General features: G+C 41.0%; 10 protein-coding genes and 2 tRNA genes. 8 read left to right on the top strand and 4 right to left on the bottom strand.

Translation table 11 applies throughout. The features are described 5' to 3' along the window. Nucleotides 1-327: 327 nt before the first annotated feature. The 7 genes from OC25_RS23425 to OC25_RS23395 all read left to right on the top strand — a co-directional run bounded on the left by OC25_RS23425 (nucleotide 328) and on the right by OC25_RS23395 (nucleotide 14,401). The gene (locus tag OC25_RS23425) at nucleotides 328-4,431 is read left to right on the top strand and encodes a hybrid sensor histidine kinase/response regulator transcription factor (protein ID WP_245222133.1); all 4,104 of its coding nucleotides are present in this window, start codon (nucleotides 328-330) and stop codon (nucleotides 4,429-4,431) included. Between the two features lie 186 nt (nucleotides 4,432-4,617). After that, on the top strand, nucleotides 4,618-5,211 hold the full coding sequence (locus OC25_RS23420) for an RNA polymerase sigma factor (RefSeq protein WP_039481618.1): 594 nt from the start codon (nucleotides 4,618-4,620) through the stop codon (nucleotides 5,209-5,211). Nucleotides 5,212-5,306: 95 nt separating this feature from the next. Next, nucleotides 5,307-6,323, top strand: a complete 1,017-nt coding sequence (locus OC25_RS27105) for a FecR family protein (protein WP_167335432.1) — start codon at nucleotides 5,307-5,309, stop codon at nucleotides 6,321-6,323. 49 nt (nucleotides 6,324-6,372) lie between these two features. Further along, nucleotides 6,373-9,975, top strand: a complete 3,603-nt coding sequence (locus OC25_RS23410) for a SusC/RagA family TonB-linked outer membrane protein (RefSeq protein WP_052266410.1) — start codon at nucleotides 6,373-6,375, stop codon at nucleotides 9,973-9,975. An 11-nt stretch (nucleotides 9,976-9,986) separates the two neighbouring features. After that, a complete protein-coding gene (locus OC25_RS23405; RefSeq protein ID WP_039481615.1) occupies nucleotides 9,987-11,381 on the top strand; it encodes a RagB/SusD family nutrient uptake outer membrane protein in 1,395 nt (464 codons plus the stop codon). 22 nt (nucleotides 11,382-11,403) lie between these two features. After that, nucleotides 11,404-13,326, top strand: a complete 1,923-nt coding sequence (locus OC25_RS23400) for a TlpA family protein disulfide reductase (protein WP_039481612.1) — start codon at nucleotides 11,404-11,406, stop codon at nucleotides 13,324-13,326. Between the two features lies 1 nt (nucleotide 13,327). Further along, a complete protein-coding gene (locus OC25_RS23395; RefSeq protein ID WP_039481609.1) occupies nucleotides 13,328-14,401 on the top strand; it encodes an alpha/beta hydrolase family protein in 1,074 nt (357 codons plus the stop codon). An 87-nt stretch (nucleotides 14,402-14,488) separates the two neighbouring features. On the opposite strand, the gene OC25_RS27100 is transcribed toward OC25_RS23395, so the two are convergent. Further along, the gene (locus OC25_RS27100) at nucleotides 14,489-16,528 is read right to left on the bottom strand and encodes a PAS domain-containing sensor histidine kinase (protein ID WP_052266409.1); all 2,040 of its coding nucleotides are present in this window, start codon (nucleotides 16,526-16,528) and stop codon (nucleotides 14,489-14,491) included. A gap of 91 nt (nucleotides 16,529-16,619) precedes the next feature. Here OC25_RS27100 and OC25_RS23385 point away from each other — a divergent pair, with 91 nt between their 5' ends. After that, nucleotides 16,620-17,366 carry a DUF92 domain-containing protein gene (locus tag OC25_RS23385; RefSeq protein ID WP_209435626.1) on the top strand — a complete coding sequence of 249 codons (747 nt, stop codon included), beginning with the start codon at nucleotides 16,620-16,622 and terminating at the stop codon, nucleotides 17,364-17,366. A 1-nt stretch (nucleotide 17,367) separates the two neighbouring features. On the opposite strand, the gene OC25_RS23380 is transcribed toward OC25_RS23385, so the two are convergent. From OC25_RS23380 to OC25_RS23370, 3 genes are all read right to left on the bottom strand, one after another. Beyond that, a complete protein-coding gene (locus tag OC25_RS23380; protein WP_143009577.1) occupies nucleotides 17,368-17,733 on the bottom strand; it encodes a hypothetical protein in 366 nt (121 codons plus the stop codon). A 311-nt stretch (nucleotides 17,734-18,044) separates the two neighbouring features. After that, a tRNA-Leu gene (locus OC25_RS23375) sits at nucleotides 18,045-18,128 on the bottom strand. 72 nt (nucleotides 18,129-18,200) lie between these two features. Beyond that, nucleotides 18,201-18,276: transfer RNA gene (locus OC25_RS23370), tRNA-Gly, on the bottom strand. Nucleotides 18,277-18,519: the final 243 nt, after the last annotated feature.

Here is an 18,519-nt window from a genome sequence, read left to right as displayed (position 1 = left end):
TAAGATATCGCTTGCTACTTAGGTGTTCTTAGGTGTCTTAGGTGGTGAAAAAGCTTAAAGCTGAAAGACTAAAGCTAAAAGCTTGGTGCCCTCAGGTGTTCTTAGGTGTCTTAGGTGGTGAAAAAGCTGGAAGATGTAAAATGGACGATGTAATAAAACACCCAACCCTGTGTCCTCTGCATCTTTTTCCTTCGTGTGCTTTGTGGTTAAAAAGAAAGCCGGAGGTCAGAATGTGAGCTGTTCAAAAAACAGTTTCATTAATAATGATAAATGTTTAAATTGATGCAGTAAAGCCAAATACATACTTTTCTAAATCGGGCATCAGCTATGTTGAAGGAGAATAATTACGGGATGATAAAAAATATTAAACATCAGATCAGAAAAGGCTGTGTATGCTTTTGCGCTGCATTAATCCCCTTGCTTGTGTTTTCGCAAGCTGCCCTGGCACAGGTAGATGGCCGGCATTTCAGGAACATTTCTGTCGATAAAGGCCTTTCGCAAAGTACCGTTTTTTCGATTAAACAAGATAGCCTGGGCTTTATCTGGATGGCCACTCAGGATGGCTTAAACCGGTATGATAGCAAAGGTTTTAAAGTTTATCGTCCGGTAGATGGCGAAAAGAACGGCCTGCAATCACATTATATCCGTTGTTTGTTTGTCGATCATAAAGGCCTAATGTGGATTGGTGGCAATAAAGGCGTTAGCCGTTATAACTATGCATCAGACGATTTTGCAAATTATAAGTTGCCCGGTAGCCTGGGCGAGTGGTATATCTCATCTATTACAGAAGATGCAGCCCATAGCATTTGGGCGACTACCATTACGGGCAGTGTATTTAAGCTTACAGCTGGTGCAGCACAGTTTAAACCCGTTAATTTCGATGCCATTGAACATGGTATAAAAAAGATTACCTACATCAGTGCCTGGAACAAAAATATGTTAATTGGTACCGATGTTGGCCTTTTTGAGTTTAGCGGACAAGGCCACCGGCTTAAAAAGTTAAACTTAGGTGTAGATAAACCGGCCATCAACGATGTAAATATCGACGGCAGCAATTTGTGGGTGGCCACAGAAGGCAACGGACTCATTAAATACGAAAGCCAAAATGCTAAGCTTACTTTTTTTACCCATCAATCTGCCCAAAATAGCATTGCCGATAACAATGTCAGGTGTATTGGCAAAGATGAGGAGGGTAATTTCTGGCTGGGTACATTTAAAGGATTATCTGTTTTAAATCCCAATACCAGCACTTTAGAAAATTATTATCACCAGATTTCGCAACCTTATACCATCAGTCAGAATTCGGTGCGTTGCTTTTTTAAAGACCGGCAAAACGGCATTTGGCTGGGTACATTTTATGGCGGGGTTAATTACTACCACAAAAGCGATATCAAATTTAACCTCTTAAGTCAGAATACCGGCCGCTTATCTTTAAATGATGAAGTAATCAGCGTAATTAAAGAAGATGTAAAGGGCAATTTCTGGATTGGTACCAATGATAAAGGTTTAAATTACTGGAACAGGGCTGCCAATACCATCAGCTATTTTACCAGTAGCGAAAGCAATGCCAACAGTTTAAGCTCGAATAACATTAAAGCTATCGCCTTTGATGATAACCAGAATTTGCTTGTAGGTATGCATAACGGTGGTTTTAACATCTTAAATCCTGCAACCGGTAACGTAAAGCGATATCGCCATAACGAGCACGATCCCAACAGCATTGCCGGCGATCTGGTTTATGCCATTTTGAAAGATTATAAAAGCCGGATCTGGATCGGTACCCGCTCGGGCCTGGATCAGTTTATTCCCCTGAACCAGACTTTTGAACATATCCATTTAGACAGGGCAGGTAAAAGGCCTGCTTCTGATGATATTACATACCTTTTTGAAGATAGCAAACACCGGATCTGGATCGGAACTACCAACGGCATTACACTTTTCTATCCCGATAACCTGCTTTTTGATAACGACCTCGCCAGGCAGCTGCACGATGAGGTAATTAGTTGTATTACCGAAGATAAAAAGGGGAGGGTTTGGATTGGTTCGCGTGAAGGACTGATTTTATACGATGGCGGCCGGCAAAGCTTTGTAACCTATAAGGATAGGAAAGATTTTGTTAAGGGCACTATTTATGGCCTGCAGCCCGATAACGAGGGTAATTTGTGGGTTTCTACCAATCGTGGGCTTATTCGCTACAATCCCGATACCAAAACAACACAGGCTTTTGACGAAAGTGATGGTTTACAGAACAATCAGTTTAACGATTATGCTTTTTGTAAGGCAAAAGACGGGATGCTGTTGTTTGGTGGTATTAAAGGCCTTTCTTATTTCTATCCATCGGGTATTAAGCAGCAGCAATTGCCCCTAAAGTTAACGTTTACCGGCCTGGCTGTTTTTAATAAGAACGTAACCAGCGGCGACGATACCAAAATACTCGATAACCATATCGATCAGAGCGACGAACTCAAATTTGCTTCAGCGTACAAACAATTTACCATCTATTTCAATACCTTCAATTATATTTCAGCAAACAGAACCCGCTACCTGTATAAATTGGATGGTTTGGATAAAGACTGGCTAAGTACCGAAGATTTAAAAATAACCTATAATAACCTGAAGGCGGGCAGCTATAATTTTCTGATTAAGGCCCTGGGGCCAAATGGCGAAACCAGTGCGGTAAGGTCGATGAAAATAATCATTTCCCCGCCCTGGTATAATGCTACCTGGTTTTACCTGCTCCTGTTGGCGCTGGCAGGTACCGGCAGTTACATAGCCTATCGCATTATTTCCGAAAGGATTAAGGCTTTGCAGCAGCTTAAATTAGAGCGGGTTGATAAAGAGCGGGTGCGTTACATCAATCAGGTAAAAATGGATTTCTTTACCAATGTATCTCACGAGTTAAGAACCCCGCTTACCCTTATTCTGGCGCCACTGGAAGAGCTGATTAAGAAACCTTCGGCCGATAAGTTAATTACAAAGCGGCACGAAATGATGCTCATTAATGCCAAAAGGCTTTATAACCTGGTTGATCAGTTGTTTGAATTTAGGAAAACAGAAGCTGGCACACGGAAACTCAAAGTAGGTAAAAGCGATATTGTGAGCTTTATACATGAGATTTACGAGTCGTTTAAACCATTATCAGAAAAGAACGAGGTGCAGTACACCTATTACTCCAGCGAAGCGAAATTAGCCTTCTACTTCGATAGTGATGCCATGGAGAAAATACTGTTCAACCTCTTGTCTAATGCATTCAAGTACACGCGTGCACATCATAAAATCAATGTCGAACTCAGTACTCAAAACAATTATGCCCTTATTACCGTAACTGATACCGGTGTGGGCATTGCTGCCGACGAAATAGCCAAGGTTTTCGATCGCTTTTATCAGGTTAACAACCAGGAAATGAATTTAGGCTCGGGCGTGGGGCTGGCTTTTACCAAAAGCCTGGTAGAGTTGCACCACGGAACAATTAAAGCAGAAAGTGAGCCTGGAAAGGGAAGTCGCTTTACCGTTGCCATTCCGATGGATGATGCCGCATATCAGCATGATGTAAGAACTGAAGCTACCCGTTACGAACTTTCTATTGTTACCGATGAAGAAGCCCTCTCCGGAAATAACGAGCCTGATACCGATCAGTTACTAACCACTGAACCTGATGAAAACGATGGGCAAAGAAGCAAACTGCTCCTGGTTGATGACAACAAGGAAATTTTAGATTATCTGCAGGATTATTTTAAAGAAAGTTATGACATTACCACTGCTTTTGATGGTAAAATGGCATTGGACATTTTAGAAAAAGAACAGTTCGACCTGGTGGTAAGTGATGTAATGATGCCCGAATTGGATGGTTTGCATTTTTGTAAAAGATTAAAGCAGAATATCAATACCTCGCACATTCCGGTGGTGTTGTTAACCGCCAAAACAGAAGTGAGCCAGCAAATTAAAGGCCTTGAAATGGGTGCCGACGATTACATGACCAAACCTTTTTCGGTAGATATGCTGGGTGCGAAGATTGCCAGCCTGTTAAAATCGCGCAAACGTTTAAAGGAATATTACAGCGGAAACAAAGAGGTTGTGCCTCAGAACCTGGCTTTTAATACGCTCGATGAAGAGTTTTTAAAAGAAGCGATTGAGATTGTAGAAAAATACCTCTCCGATTCAGACTTCTCGGTAGACAAATTTAGCAGGGAGATTGGCATGAGCCGCTCAAACCTCTATTTAAAATTTAAAGCCATAACAGGCGAATCGGCAACTGATTTTATCAAACGGATTAGATTTAATAAAGCGGTCGAACTGATGCAGAGCAAGCGCTATACCATTGCACAAATTACCTATATGTGTGGTTTTAATTCGCCCTCGTATTTTTCTACCGCATTTAAGCAGTATTATGGCTGCATGCCGAGCGAGTATTTTGAGAAGAAAAGTCAGTAAGAAAGCCAGATTATCTTTTTTTAACCAATAGCCCTATATTCAGGTAAGCAATTTAAGCTTGTTATGGCTTATATGGTTAAAAATTAGCCTTTAGAATCAGTAGGGTTTAAACCAACATGCTTTTTTTATTGAAAATGTGTTATTGCAAGCGGTAATTTCCTAAATTGCTTGCAAATTTATAATTGATTGAAAGCAAATCCCGGTAATAATCAATTTTGGTCTCGTTTATTGCAGGGCGATCGCCAGGCTTTAAATGAAATTTATCGATTACATGCAGATGCCTTGTTTCGGTACGGGATTCGCTTGTTACATGATGAAAACGCAGTTCAGGATTGCATTCACGATCTTTTTCTAAAAATATGGAGCAACCACGCCCGGTTAAGCGATACCGATAACGTTCGCTATTACCTCATCTCTTCATTAAGGAATACCATCATTAACTACCGAAACCAGCAAGGTAAAATTGAGCATCAGGAGTTACAGGAACGTGATGGCTTTGCCATGGATTTTACCGTAGAATCTCAATATATTTTAAAAGAAGAACAAACTGAAAAGGCCCAAAGGCTTGCTGAAGCAATGAATCAGCTAACGGCCAGACAAAAAGAAATTATTTATCTGCGCTATTTCGAAGAACTCAGTTATGATCAGATTGCCGAGATGATGGATCTCAGCAAAAAGGGTACCTATAAGCTGAGCGCCAGAGCACTGGAAGCATTAAGGGAAATTCTGCAGGTTGAAAAAGCAGTGCTCATTGCGCTTTTGGTATCGTTAAAACATTGATTTTATTTTTTTCTGAAAAAAAATCATTTTCCGTGGGGTAATTATTTAACTTCTGCTGTTTGTATAGTTGAATGGTTAAAAACCATGAATCAACTATGCCAAACTCAAACTACAATAACTTCAATTCAGAAGATTTTTTAGCTGATGCTGATTTTTTGCGTTATGTCAAAAAAGCAAATCAACAGGATGTACAATTTTGGGAAAGTTGGCTTAAAGATGAGCCTGATAACAAAGCCGCATTTTTGCAGGCCAGGCTTCAGCTGCAAATCATTTTAAGCAGTAAGGATCGGGTTATTTCTGCTACTCAGGCTGATGCTTTGTTAGATCGGATTAACCAGTCTATTGATGGCTTGGTACACAAACGCCGTTTACGCATCCGTCGCATGATCTGGAGCTCAGGTATTGCGGCAAGTTTACTTTTGGTCCTTTTTGGCGTTTGGTTTTTCAACTCAACAGTACATATTAACACCACATTCGGCGAATCAAAATTAGTGTTGCTCCCCGATGGTTCTGAAGTGCGTATGAATGCAAATTCATCGTTAAGCTATCCAAGGGCATTTAAGTGGACTAAAAACCGTATGGTGTTACTTACGGGCGAAGCTTTCTTTAAAGTGAAACATTTTAACCAAAATCCATCAGCTGTTAAAAACGGAGAGCTGTTTATAGCGCAAAGCAATAAACTTAAGGTTGAGGTTCTGGGAACGGTTTTCAACCTGAAATCGCGGCCTAATGTAAACGAAGTTACTTTGATTAAAGGTAAAGTAAGGGTTAAAGCCATTGCCAGTGGAGAAGCGCGAATACTGAAGCCCGGAGAAATGGCAAGACTTGGTACAGACAGCAGGTTTATGGTAAATGTTACCACTACAGTACCTCAAACATCATGGATTGGCAACAAAATATTAATGACTCAAACCCGGGTCGGAGATATCATTGCCGAATTTGAAAACCTCTACGGATACAAAGTGATTTTGCCAGATACCACAATGGCCGATAAAAAGATTGACGGTACTATTTCAACCCTCAATAGAGAAAGCATGCTCTTTGTGCTTAAAAATATTTTAAACGTAAACGAAAGACGAGAAGGAAAAACCATTTACCTGGAAAGACGATGAAAAACTAAGTTTAATAAACCAATACTAACTAACCAACCTAAACAATTTAATGAAACAATTTACACAAACCCTAAAAAGGGGCATTGTGCTTATGCTTGTGGGCGTTTCTATTGCTGTGGGTGCTTTTGCACAGCAAAACAGCATCCCCCTGGCTGATGCACTTAACCTGATTGCGAAAAAGTACAATGCCAAATTTGCTTACGAACACCGCATTGTTCAGGGCAAAACAGCAGATAGAAATGGAGCATCAAAAGCTAAAAACCTGGAAGAAGCACTTAAAAATGTATTGTATCCAAATAATTTACTGTTTTTATATGTAAGCGAAGGCAACTATACCATCGTAACCCGGGATACGAAAACCAGCTTATCGGTGATTATTGAACCGAATGCTGCAAAAGTAAACGATAAATCGAATGAGCACTATATAACAGGCAAGGTAGAAGATGAGAATGGTAACCCCATGCCTGGGGCTACCTTAAAAACAAATGCTACCAATCAAACTTTTTTAACCAATTCCAGTGGCGAATTCGCCATGTTTGTGAGTCCTGATGCAACAGAACTTAGTGTTTACTATCTGGGCTACGAACCCTTCTCGCAAAAGATTAACGCCAATACCAAAAGTTTAAGAATGGTATTAAAAGCTGCTGTTAATCAGCTGGAAGAAGTAAATGTGGTTTCTACCGGTTATCAAAAAATATCGAAAGAAAGGGCTACCGGAGCGGCAACAGTAATTACGGCCAAAGAACTTGAAAAAGTACCGGTTCCAAATGTACTTTACCGTTTGGAAACCATGGTGCCCGGTGTAAAAATAACTCTTAATTCGGGTGATAATAGTTTTGTGTATGGCAATACCATGAATGCTATAAATGGCGGAACACGTACCCGGGGTACCAGCGATTACGGCATGACCGTACGTGGCAGGAGCTCGTTGCCAGGTCCACAAAATGCAGAAAGTTTTCCTTTAATCGTTATCGACGGGGCCATTTCTGAAAACGATATCTCTACTATTAATCCAGACGATGTAGAAAGTATTACTTTCCTAAAAGATGCTGCGGCCGCTTCAATATGGGGTGTGCGTTCCGGAAACGGTGTAATGGTAATTAATACCAAAAGAGGAAAAAACAATCAGGCACCAGCTATCAATTTTTCTGTAAATGCTGCGGTTTCCAATCATCCAGACTTAAATAAGTTACCACTCATGAATGCTGCCCAAACCATTGCTTTTGAGCAGGAACTGGTAAACAAAAACTTAATTATTGCGCCAAGTAACACTACGCCAATGGGGCAGCCATTAGCTACCGTAACCGATTTAACCTTTAAGCTAAGGGCTGGAACGATTTCGCAAAGTGACTATAATGCCGCCATTGCGCGTTATTCAACAATGGATAACCGCAGTCAGGTAGCAGATTATCTGTTAAGACCTGCCAACAACCAGGTGTACAATTTTTCGGTAAGCGGTGGCAATAATTATTCAAATTATTTTTACTCTGCTTCTTATGCCAATGAAAACCCCTATGCAGTTGGAAACAATGGTCAACGGCTTACGGTTACATTAAACAATACATTCAAATTATTTAAAGTAGCAACATTATCAACCAATGTTAAGGGGACTTTCTTAAAGTATAAAAATAATGGCATTAGTTTAAATACTTTATATGCACCATCGGCTACTGCATTTATGCCTTACGATCAACTGGTTGATGATAATGGAAATCGTGTTGCTTATTCAAGAAGGTATTATGCCGGCTGGGTAAATACTTTATACCCTAAAGGGTTTTTAAACTGGGGTTATAATGCTTTGGATGAAGTTGAAAATGCCGATAACACGCAAAAGGATAACAACTATAGTGTTAACCTTAACTTAAGCGTTCCGGTATTTAAAGGGCTAACGGCCAACGCATTTTATGCAAATGAGTTTGGGTTTAGTAATGCCCGGAGGTATTATAATGAGCAAAGTTTTTATTATCGTGATTTTGTGAATGGTTATACACCAATACCTACCACAGGCAACGCAACCAATAGCATTGGACTGGCTAAAGGCGCAGGTATTTTAAATAGCCAGAATACTACTGCCAATAACTATACGCTAAGAGGGCAATTAAATTACGACCGCACATTTGGTACCGATCACCAGGTAACGGCCATTGCAGGTAGCGAAATCAGGGAAACCAATGCCGGACAAACCACGGGTACACTATACGGTTATAACACCGGAACTGGTTTATCGAGACCGGTAGATTTTTTCACTCCATACCCTACAATTGCAGGTTACAGTACCTCATTGAGTGGATCTTACCCAACGCTTCAAGATAAAAAAAGGAGGTTTTTATCTTATTACAGTAATGCTGCGTATACCTACAAATCAAAATATACATTGTCGGGTAGCGTGAGGTATGATGATTATAATAATTTTGGGTTAGACCGCAGTTTCAGGGCAACTCCGCTGTATTCATTCGGTGCAAAATGGGATGCCTACAAAGAGACCTTCCTGAAGAACGTTTCGTGGATCTCGAATTTAAGTTTGCGCGGAACCTATGGCGTAAATGGCAATATCTCTACACAGCTATTCCCTTTTACCTGGATTTCTGTTGGCGCTGCCGATCTGACTACAGGCTTGCCTTATGCGAGTATTATTTCGCCTGCTAACCCGGAGTTGAGGTGGGAGAAAACTTACATGAGCAATATCGCCATAGATTTCGGTTTCCTGAAAAACAGGTTGTCGGGCTCGGTAGATTTTTATCATAAAGATGGAAAAGACCTGCTGTACCAATTTCCGATTAACGGTACTTACGGGGTAACTACATTAACCCGCAATTCGACAAGAATGACCGGTAAGGGAGTTGATGTTGCCCTGAACGGAATTATTTATACCACAAAAGATTGGGATATTACATCAAGGCTTAATTATGCCTATAATACCAATAATGTAGAGGATACGCGTTTTGTTCCTACATCAAGTTTTTATGCCAACCCGGCTTATGGCTCGCTGTTAGCCGGCTATCCAAGCGATAAAATATTTGTTTACCGCAATGCAGGTTTAGATGCAACCGGGATGACTTTGGTTTACGATGAAAACGGAAATAAAGTGGCTGCTAACCAAAATGTAACCAACGTAGCCGCACTGAAATATGCAGGCAGGAGTGCACCCAGCCATTTTGGAAGTTTCATTCAGAGTGTAAGGTACAAAGATTTTACCCTGATAGCAGTTGCCAGCTACCAGTTTGGAAGTGTATTCTTAAAGCCTACCGCAAGCAGTTACTCCAGCTCCAGATTAGGGGTGAAGTATGACCTGCACGAAGATGTAGCAAGTAGATGGCAGAAAGCAGGTGATGAAGCAATCACAAACGTGCCCGGAATGGCCGGTACTTTTGCCGGAACCAGCTTGTTGCGTTATCAGCAATCAGATATCAATGTTTTAAAAGGAGATTACATCCGTTTAAGAGAACTTTCATTGAGTTACAGGATTCCGACAGAAAAAATTACCAGTAAAATAAAAGGAGCAACTTTTGGTTTTAACGTACGCAATTTAGGCCTGATCTGGACAGCAAACAAAGCAGGGTTAGATCCTGATGTATTGCCGAACCTATCCAGCACTACGCTAGGTTTACCGCCAACTGTTTCGTATAATTTTTCGCTTAACCTAAACTTCTAAATTCAAAGATCATGAAAATCAATTATAAAGCTATCGTTTTAGCTGCAACTGCATTGATCTTTGCAGGTTGCAAGAAATTTGTAGAAATCAAAACACAAGGTAATCTGGTGCCTAACCAAACCATCAATTATCGTTATTTACTTAACAATACTTCTGGTTTCGAAACCAACCCCAATTTATTCGACTTTGCTGCTGATGATATCAACATTACAGATGCTACACAGATGACCTCGCTCTCTGGTAGTGCATTTTACTATTACTATGTGGCTAGCTATACCTGGCAGCCAGTATTTTATGTGGCAGGCAGCACCAATGAAAATGACCTTAACTGGAATGCTTCATACGCTGTTATTTTAAACTGCAATACCATTATTAATGAACTGCCGGGAAGCGATGGTACCCAGCAAGATAAGGATGCACTAATTGCTGAGGCAAAGGTGCACCGTGCAGATGCTTACCTGACTTTAGTAAATGCTTATGCGAAGCCTTTCAATGCATCAACAGCCGGTACCGATCTGGGCCTGCCTTTACTTACCGTTCAAACGGTGAGTCAGAGTTTAAAACGTGCCTCGGTGCAACAAGTGTATACCCAGATTATTGATGATTTAACATCGGCTATACCAGCTTTGCCCAATACACAGGCGTACAATACCTTGCCCAGTAAAGCATCAGCTTATGCCGAACTGGCCCGTTGTTATTTGTATATGAATAATTATGCTGAGGCAAACCGCTATGCAGATTTAGCACTTGCTTTAAGAAATACCTTAAATGATCTGGCAGCCTATACAGCTACCTCAACCAATTATCCACGCCGTATTGCCGATCCTGAGGTAATCCTGTCAAAAATTACCAATGGTGGTACAATGGCTTATACGCCAACAGCCTTTAAATTAAGCGATGAGTTGTTAAGCTTACTGGGTACTGCCGATCAGCGCTACAATTTGTTTACCGTGCCTGGAGCTACCATTGGAAGCGGCTACACCGGCAGGTTTTTTTACAAAGAACGTTTTGTTGGCGAAACCAGAAATGTTGGTCCATCGGTGCCCGAAATGATGTTGATTAAGGCTGAATATTATGCCCGCAACAATGATGCTGCAAACGCCATGTTATGGGTAAACCGGCTACGCGAAAAACGCTTTAAGGCAGCAGATTATGTAGCAATGACAGCAACATCGCCGGCAGATGCCTTAACAAAAGTAATTGAAGAAAGGCGCAGGGAATTTTTTGGCAGAATGCTGCGCTGGTGGGATATGCGCCGCTTAAAAAGCGAGCCGGCCTTTCAAAAAACCTATACCAGAACCTTCAACGGAACTACCTATACTTTAGCACCAAACAGCAATCGTTATGTATTTCCGATAGCCGAATCGTTGAGGCAGTTAAATCCTGAACTTGAAGCAAATCCTTAATTAAAATAACAGAAAACCATAAATGAAAAAAAGTATCATCATTGCAAGTGCCATTTCGGTACTTGCAATTTACACCAGCCGGGCACAGGAAAATTTTTCTTTAACGCCACGTGCAGCTGTTCCCGGAACTACCGTAAAAGTAGCTTACAATCCGGCCAAAACCGTACTTAATAATAAAAAAAATGTGAGTGCAGAGGTTTACCAGTTTCGCAACTATAAATGGAAGAAAGAAGAAATCAAGCTGACTAAAAAAGATAGCCTGTGGACTGCCGATTACATGTTGCCAGCTGATGCAGCCCTCGTAGCCTTTAAGTTTAAAAGTGGCAAGCTCTCTGATATCGGGCATGCTTATGGCTGGATATTATCAGATAAGGATGGGAAAAATATTCCTGGTGGCTACGCCGGATGGGCTTTTTTGAGGAACGGTTCAGTACCTGAATTTTTCCCTGACTATACCGATAATAAAGAAATGATTGGCGATGATGTGGTGGTTTACTGGATGGAACAGCAGGTAAGACAACATCCGGCAACCAGAAGATATATCGCTTACCCATGGCTCAAAGTATTAAATAAAATCGATCCACAAAAAGCGCAGACACAGGCCGTAAAAGATATTGCCTACCTGAAAAATCTTCAAAACTTTACGGAGCGTGATCTCGGAGATATTAAAAAGATTTATGCAGAGGTGCTTAACAATAAAGTGGCAGCAGATTCTATGTCGAAAGTAATTGCAGGAATCGATTCGGCGGCCATTAAAAAAGCAAACCCCGATAAACTGGCTGCCTTTAAAGCCCTGGGGTCGGAACGCGATTATAAAAAGGTACTGGCGCTGAATATTAATTTTTTAGAACGCTATCCATCCGAAAAAGCCGACAGAACTTTTGATCAGAATAACTGGATTGATTACTCCAGGATTTACAGCACCATAGCGATTATTGCCTCGGTAGAAAAGGATACGGTTACCTACAAAAAATACCTGGCTAAAACACCTTTTGCCAGTTTATCTACCATTTTTTATAAATGCATGCAAGTGCCTTACGTTTCATTAAAAACGTTTGATGCACAACAGGCTTATGTGTACGCCCGTCCGATAGTTGATCGTTTTTTTCAGTTTAGCGATGAAAAACCTGAGCATTTTATGGATGTGTACTTCGATAGCATGCCTACTTATGCCGATATATTGATGCATTTGGGTAAAAATGAAGTGGCGTTAAGCCTGGCAACTTCTACCCAGCAAAAATACCAATATGAAAAAGCTACCCTAAACGAACTGCAGGCTGTTTTATTAGAAAAGTTGGGAAAAACGGATCAGCTACAACAGGTGCTGGAAAACAGTATGCGCAAAAATCAAATGAGCCCGGTAATGTTGGATATGTTGAAGAAAAGTTATGTGAACCGTACCAAATCAGAAAACGGATATCAGGCCTATCTATCTACCCTGAAAGATGTGAAGCTCGATTCGGCATTGGAAAACAAGGTAAGGCAATCGATGATTAAAAAAACTGTTCCAAACTTCAATGTTAAAAGTAACCGCAACGGCAAAATGGTTTCATTAAATGATTTGAAAGGAAAAGTTGTTGTATTTGATTTCTGGGCTTCATGGTGCGCGCCTTGCAAGGCTGCATTTCCGGGGATGAATATGGCAGTGCAGAAATACAAAGACGATAAAGATGTGGTTTTCTACTTTGTTGATACACAGGAGAAAATGAAAGACTACGAAACTTATGTTAGTCAATATTTAAAAGACCACAATTTTGATTTTAATGTATTGTTTGATGCAGATGCTAATTTTTCGAAAAGCTATGGTGTAGGCGCCATTCCGCATAAAATGGTTATTGATAAAAACGGGATGTTGCGTTTCTCGGAAGTAGGTTACATGGGAAGCCCGTCAGAACTGGTTGATGAAATAAGTATGATGATTGAACTGGCGCGCAAAGGAGAATAGTATGAGAAAGTTGATTTTTGTAGTAACCTTGCTGTTTTCGGTAAATGCATTATACGCCCAAAACACCGATGTAACATTTAAAAACGGAGATGGAGCCATTACTTTCGGAGGAACCTTATCTGTTCCTGCTGCTGAAAAAAATAGCGGTAATGCAGTTATTTTAATTTCAGGAACGGGTAAGCAAGATCGGGATGGGAATATGGCGGGCCACCCATGGTTTAAAGTGCTTGCAGCGTACCTGGTTGATAAAGGTTTAACCGTATTGCGTACCGATGATCGGGGAGAAGGTAAAACGACCGGGAAATATGAAACTGCCACCACTGGCGATTTCGCAAAGGATGCACTTTCTGCAGTGGCTTATTTAAAATCCAGAAAGGAGCTAAAACTCAAAAAGATCGGCTTATTGGGGCATAGCGAAGGTGGTGCCGCAATTACCATTGCTGCGGCAGCATCGAAAGATATCGCATTTTTGATCAGTTTATCCGGATTGGCCACAAATGGGTACCAGGCGCAGATTTTGCAAAATGAAGATATAGTCGCTGCAGCCCCCATACCAGACCGCGATAAAAAGCGCTACAATGAAATTAATGAGCTGATGTTTAAAACAGCACTGAAATATGCTGATTCATCGACATTAGATACCATGTTGAACCGGGCATATGCCGCCTGGAAAGTAAAAGATGATGCGCTAATCAAATCAGCAGGGGTTGAGTTCGATCATTTCCGTTATCCGATTTACAGTTATGTAAATAATGCAACGGGGCCATGGTACCGTTATTTTATAAAGTATGATCCTGCACCTTATCTTGCCAAAATTAAAGTGCCGATTCTGGCCATCAATGGCAGTAAAGATATTATGGTTAATCCGGCTGTGAATTTGGCGAACTGGAAAAAACTATCGGCCGCAGGTGGGAATAAAAATGTAAAAACCATTGAATTACCTGGGCTTAACCACCTGTTGCAACACTGCAAAACGTGCCAGATTCAGGAGTACAAAGAAATCAAAGAAGATATTGCCCCAGAAGTATTTTTAGAAATAGGAAAGTGGCTAAAGGAGCAGAAAATAATTAATTAGTTAATGATGACTGTAAACGCGGTTGACGGATGTCGCCGCGTTTTACAATAAATCAAGGAAGGGAAATAAATTTTGGATGAGTATATCCTAATTAAGCGGGAGCCTGAATGAAAATGTACTGCCTTTCCCGAATTCACTGTCTACCCATATTTTTCCCTGGTGGCGTATTATAATTTCAGCACACAGGTACAAGCCTATTCCGAAACCAGAGATAGTGCTGTTACTTTCTACACGGTAATAGCGCTCAAACAGCTTTTGCTGATGCTCTGGCTTAATTCCAATTCCCTGATCAGTTACACTAATGGTAATGTGATCGTTTTCAGTCAAGTAGCTCATTTTAACCTCACTTCCGGGCATCGAATATTTAAAAGCATTGCCCAGGAGATTTTGAAGTACCTGGCCTATTTTGTTCCGGTCTGCATAAACCATTACCTCATCGGTAACAGATAGGTTAACCGGATAACCGGTAGTTAAAGCTACGGTTTCTTCACGTACTTCTTTCAGCAACGCTGTTATTTCAAATGCCTGCTTATCAATGGCAATCTTACCCGATTCCAAGCGGGAAACATTTAAAAAGCCATCAATCATCCGCGTCATGCGTTTAACCTGGTTTAATGATTTTTCAATCGTAGCAAGCATTGTACTTTCCTGATTGCGGTTGGCGTGGTGCTGCAGCAATTGCAGATAAGCGTTTATCGAAGTAAGCGGCGTTTTAAGTTCGTGGCTCGCCATGCCGATAAAATCATTCTTGCGTTGCTCGTCTTCTTTTTGCTCGGTGATGTCTAAAACAGAGCCAATAAAGCGCAAAGGCTTATCATGAACATCAAAATAAACCTGTCCCTTTGCCCGTATCCACCTCAATCGTTTATCTTCATATCCAATCGTTCTGTATTCTATATCATAAATGCCGTTGCTGGCCTGCTTGTCAAAAACATAAGCCAAAACCGAATTTATCCTGTCTAAATCTTCCGGGTGGAGGTTTTGCAAAAAATCGCGCTCAAATTCTACCTCATCTGAATGGCTGATTCCAAATAATAGCCTGCAGCGGTCGTCCCACTCCAGGCGGCCGGTAACCATATCCATATCAAAAGTACCCAGTTCTGCAGCCTCTTTTGATAACCTGATCTGTTCGTAAGCCTTTTGAAGTTTATCTTTAGATTTGACATATTCGGTAACTTCAGTAGCCGTTTGCATCAATCCAACCACCTGTCCGTTTTCTTTTAGCGGCGTATAGGTCAGGTCATAATAGCCTAACATCGATTCACCGTTCTTTACCAGTGTAATGCCAACAGCAGGTACATGATGCGTAAGCCCAGTGCGGTAAGCATAAAACAGTTCGTCTACTACGTGTTGCCCAACCAATTCAGGTATCGCCTCAAACCAGGTCTTCCCCAAAACTGAGGCATCCCTGCCAATCAAATTCAGCATCGGCTCGTTGATCACATCAAAAACCATATTTTCACCTTTAGTAATCAGCATTGCAACGGGAGAGGAGTGGACCATATTTTTAAACCATTCGCGGCTCCGCTCAAGCTCTGTCCAGCTCTCTAACATTTCGTCCTGCTCAGGATTATAGGTTGAAGCTTTTAAAGAAATTGAATCTCCGGGCGTATTGAACTGATTTTCCTCAGCCATTTGTATGTACTCGATGCTTGGACGTTTTACAATAGTTTTGGCATCGCCTAAGGCTAGATTGTCGGCAAGCGCTACATCCATTTGATCTGCTGAACGTGCTGTTTTAGCCATTAACCAAACTGCGATTTTTGATTCGCCTGAAGTCTCTTTGACCGCGCTGGCAAAATAGCTATAGCCTGAAAACGGCGCTATGCTTGCTTCCAGCTCCGGAATTTGTATCGGTAGCGAAGCTATTCCAGGAGCTTCTGTTAACTGAAGGAGAAAAGCCGGGAAAAACAAAGATACATCCTGACCAATGATATTGCCGAAATGTTTACCCTGAATTTCAGCACGATTTTCATTCACCAAATCCAGAAATTGTTCATTGGCAGCCTCCAGCTTCAGATTATTGGAGTCAATAATACATACAGGTATAGGTGCAAGTCTGATGAAATCGGAAGTAATGGTCTTGTTCTGCATTTGGATGATCCCCTTAAATACAAAAGTAATCATTCTGATAATTTAGTCAAGCCAGTCAGCTAATTGATACGGTCATGTTGATATTTTATCTTAATCGCATTTAATGTGGCGAAAAAGCATAGATTTGGAATTAATCACGCCATACTATAACCATATTTTGTCTGATTTCTTTTTTCCGCTTATTATCATCCTGGGCATGAGCTATGCTATACTTGCAAAAAAGCTAACCATTCCGGCTTCCTTTACCGGTGCTATCCTGGGCTGCATTATTTTCCTGGCTTCGGGTTATACCGGGTTTGCAATGATGACTACGTTTTTTATTTTGGGCACTTTGGCCACTTCGTGGAAACGGCATCAAAAGCAGGCATTTGCCAGTAAGGAGGAAACCAGAACAGGGCGATCTGCCTTTCAGGTATTTGCCAATGCAGGTGTTGCCGGTATTGCAGCTGTACTGGCTATACTGTTTCCACAGCTCAGCAACCTCATGTTGCCCGCAATGGGCGCCGCTTTTGCTTCTGCTACAGCAGATACACTGTCGTCAGAATTGGGTATGGTTTACGGACGAAGGTTTTTCAATATCATCACTTTTAAAGTTGAGCAATCCGGATTGGATGGCGTAATTAGTCTGGAAGGAACTTTAATTGGTATGTTAGGCAGCAGCTTTATTGCAGTAATTTATGCGCTGGGTTTTGGCTGGAATAACAGCTTTTTCTTTATCATAATTGCCGGTACCATTGGCAATTTAACCGATTCTGTGCTGGGTGCCTTGCTTGAACGGAAGGGGAGTATAGGCAACAATATTGTGAATTTTTTGAATACCTTAATCGCAGCCTTGGTATTACTGGTGCTAATCAAGGCCGGAACCTGCTAAATTAGCGGTATTGTACTTTTTCGAGTATAGAAACTGTTTGCGACAGGTTCTGAATCATTTTATCTTTGAGTTCGATGGTTTTGTTCTTTTCGCTCAACAGGCTTTTTAATCTTTTAATCTCCTCAGCCGAGGCCTTTATCTCTTTTTGATTGTGGTCTGAAAATAACTTTCCCTTTTCATAGTAGCTGAAAAAGTTATAGCCCAGTATTTCGCTTACGGTAGCCAGCAACGCCACATCCAGGCTGGAGCTATTGATGATTTCCTGTGCCTTATTTTTACTGATGGCCATTTTTTCGGCCAATACGGCAACAGAAATTCCCTTGGTTTTCATTTCCTTCCAGATCATCAATCCTATGTGTACACTCATTATCGTCTCCGTTTTAAAATTCAAATTACCAAAATGTTAATCAATCCCCGAAAAATTCCTGTTAATGATAACCAGTCTAATTATATTCTTGGTTTAGGCTGTTGAGGAAAAAGTAGCATCGATCTGCACTAATTGGAAAAGTGTTTTTGAAATCCCTGGTTTGATATTTAGTAAAATACCTCCGTTTCGCTGAAGCTAATTCCCTGATTTGTAAACAGGATTGGTGGAGCGAATTTATTTAATGAGCGAAAAGGGTCTGAAACAAAAAAGCCTCGATTTTCATCAAGGCTTTTCGTTCGATTTTTGTTTTGTACTCGGGGCGGGAATCGAACCCGCACGCCTTTGAAAGCACAGGATTTTAAGTCCTGCGTGTCTACCAGTTCCACCACCCGAGCATTAGCCGCTACCGATCTCCATCGGCTTGGTTAATGTTAAAATAAATGCCTTCGGTTAGGAAGGCATTTATTTGGAGCGAAAGACGAGATTCGAACTCGCGACCCCGACCTTGGCAAGGTCGTGCTCTACCAACTGAGCTACTTTCGCAATTTGAATACTGATGTGTTGTATTCCGTTGGGGTTGCAAATATAGAAATATAAATATCACAATCAAAAATAATTTTACTTTTTTTGCTTCAAATAGCAGGCTGAAGGGCATTTTTCCTCGAAATAACACATAGAAAAAGCATTATTTTTTTATGTTTTTGAGCTTAAAATTAAAAGATTATCAGTGAGTTAAAAGGAGGTTTGATCACATAGGTAGTGGAGTTTTTTAGGGGTGAAAAAAAA

The sequence above is a fragment of the Pedobacter kyungheensis genome (assembly GCF_000812965.1).
Taxonomy (GTDB): domain Bacteria; phylum Bacteroidota; class Bacteroidia; order Sphingobacteriales; family Sphingobacteriaceae; genus Pedobacter; species Pedobacter kyungheensis.
The sequence above is the reverse complement of the archived record's forward strand: the minus strand, read 5'-3'. Positions and strand labels throughout refer to the sequence as shown.

Bases quoted from the DNA above. Each gene is read 5' to 3' on its own strand.
- OC25_RS23425 (WP_245222133.1), top strand. From the start codon at position 328: ATGTTGAAGGAGAATAATTACGGGATGATAAAAAATATTAAACATCAG.
- OC25_RS27105 (WP_167335432.1), top strand. From the start codon at position 5,307: ATGCCAAACTCAAACTACAATAACTTCAATTCAGAAGATTTTTTAGCT.
- OC25_RS23410 (WP_052266410.1), top strand. From the start codon at position 6,373: ATGAAACAATTTACACAAACCCTAAAAAGGGGCATTGTGCTTATGCTT.
- OC25_RS23405 (WP_039481615.1), top strand. From the start codon at position 9,987: ATGAAAATCAATTATAAAGCTATCGTTTTAGCTGCAACTGCATTGATC.
- OC25_RS23400 (WP_039481612.1), top strand. From the start codon at position 11,404: ATGAAAAAAAGTATCATCATTGCAAGTGCCATTTCGGTACTTGCAATT.
- OC25_RS23395 (WP_039481609.1), top strand. From the start codon at position 13,328: ATGAGAAAGTTGATTTTTGTAGTAACCTTGCTGTTTTCGGTAAATGCA.
- OC25_RS27100 (WP_052266409.1), bottom strand. From the start codon at position 16,528: ATGATTACTTTTGTATTTAAGGGGATCATCCAAATGCAGAACAAGACC.
- OC25_RS23380 (WP_143009577.1), bottom strand. From the start codon at position 17,733: ATGAGTGTACACATAGGATTGATGATCTGGAAGGAAATGAAAACCAAG.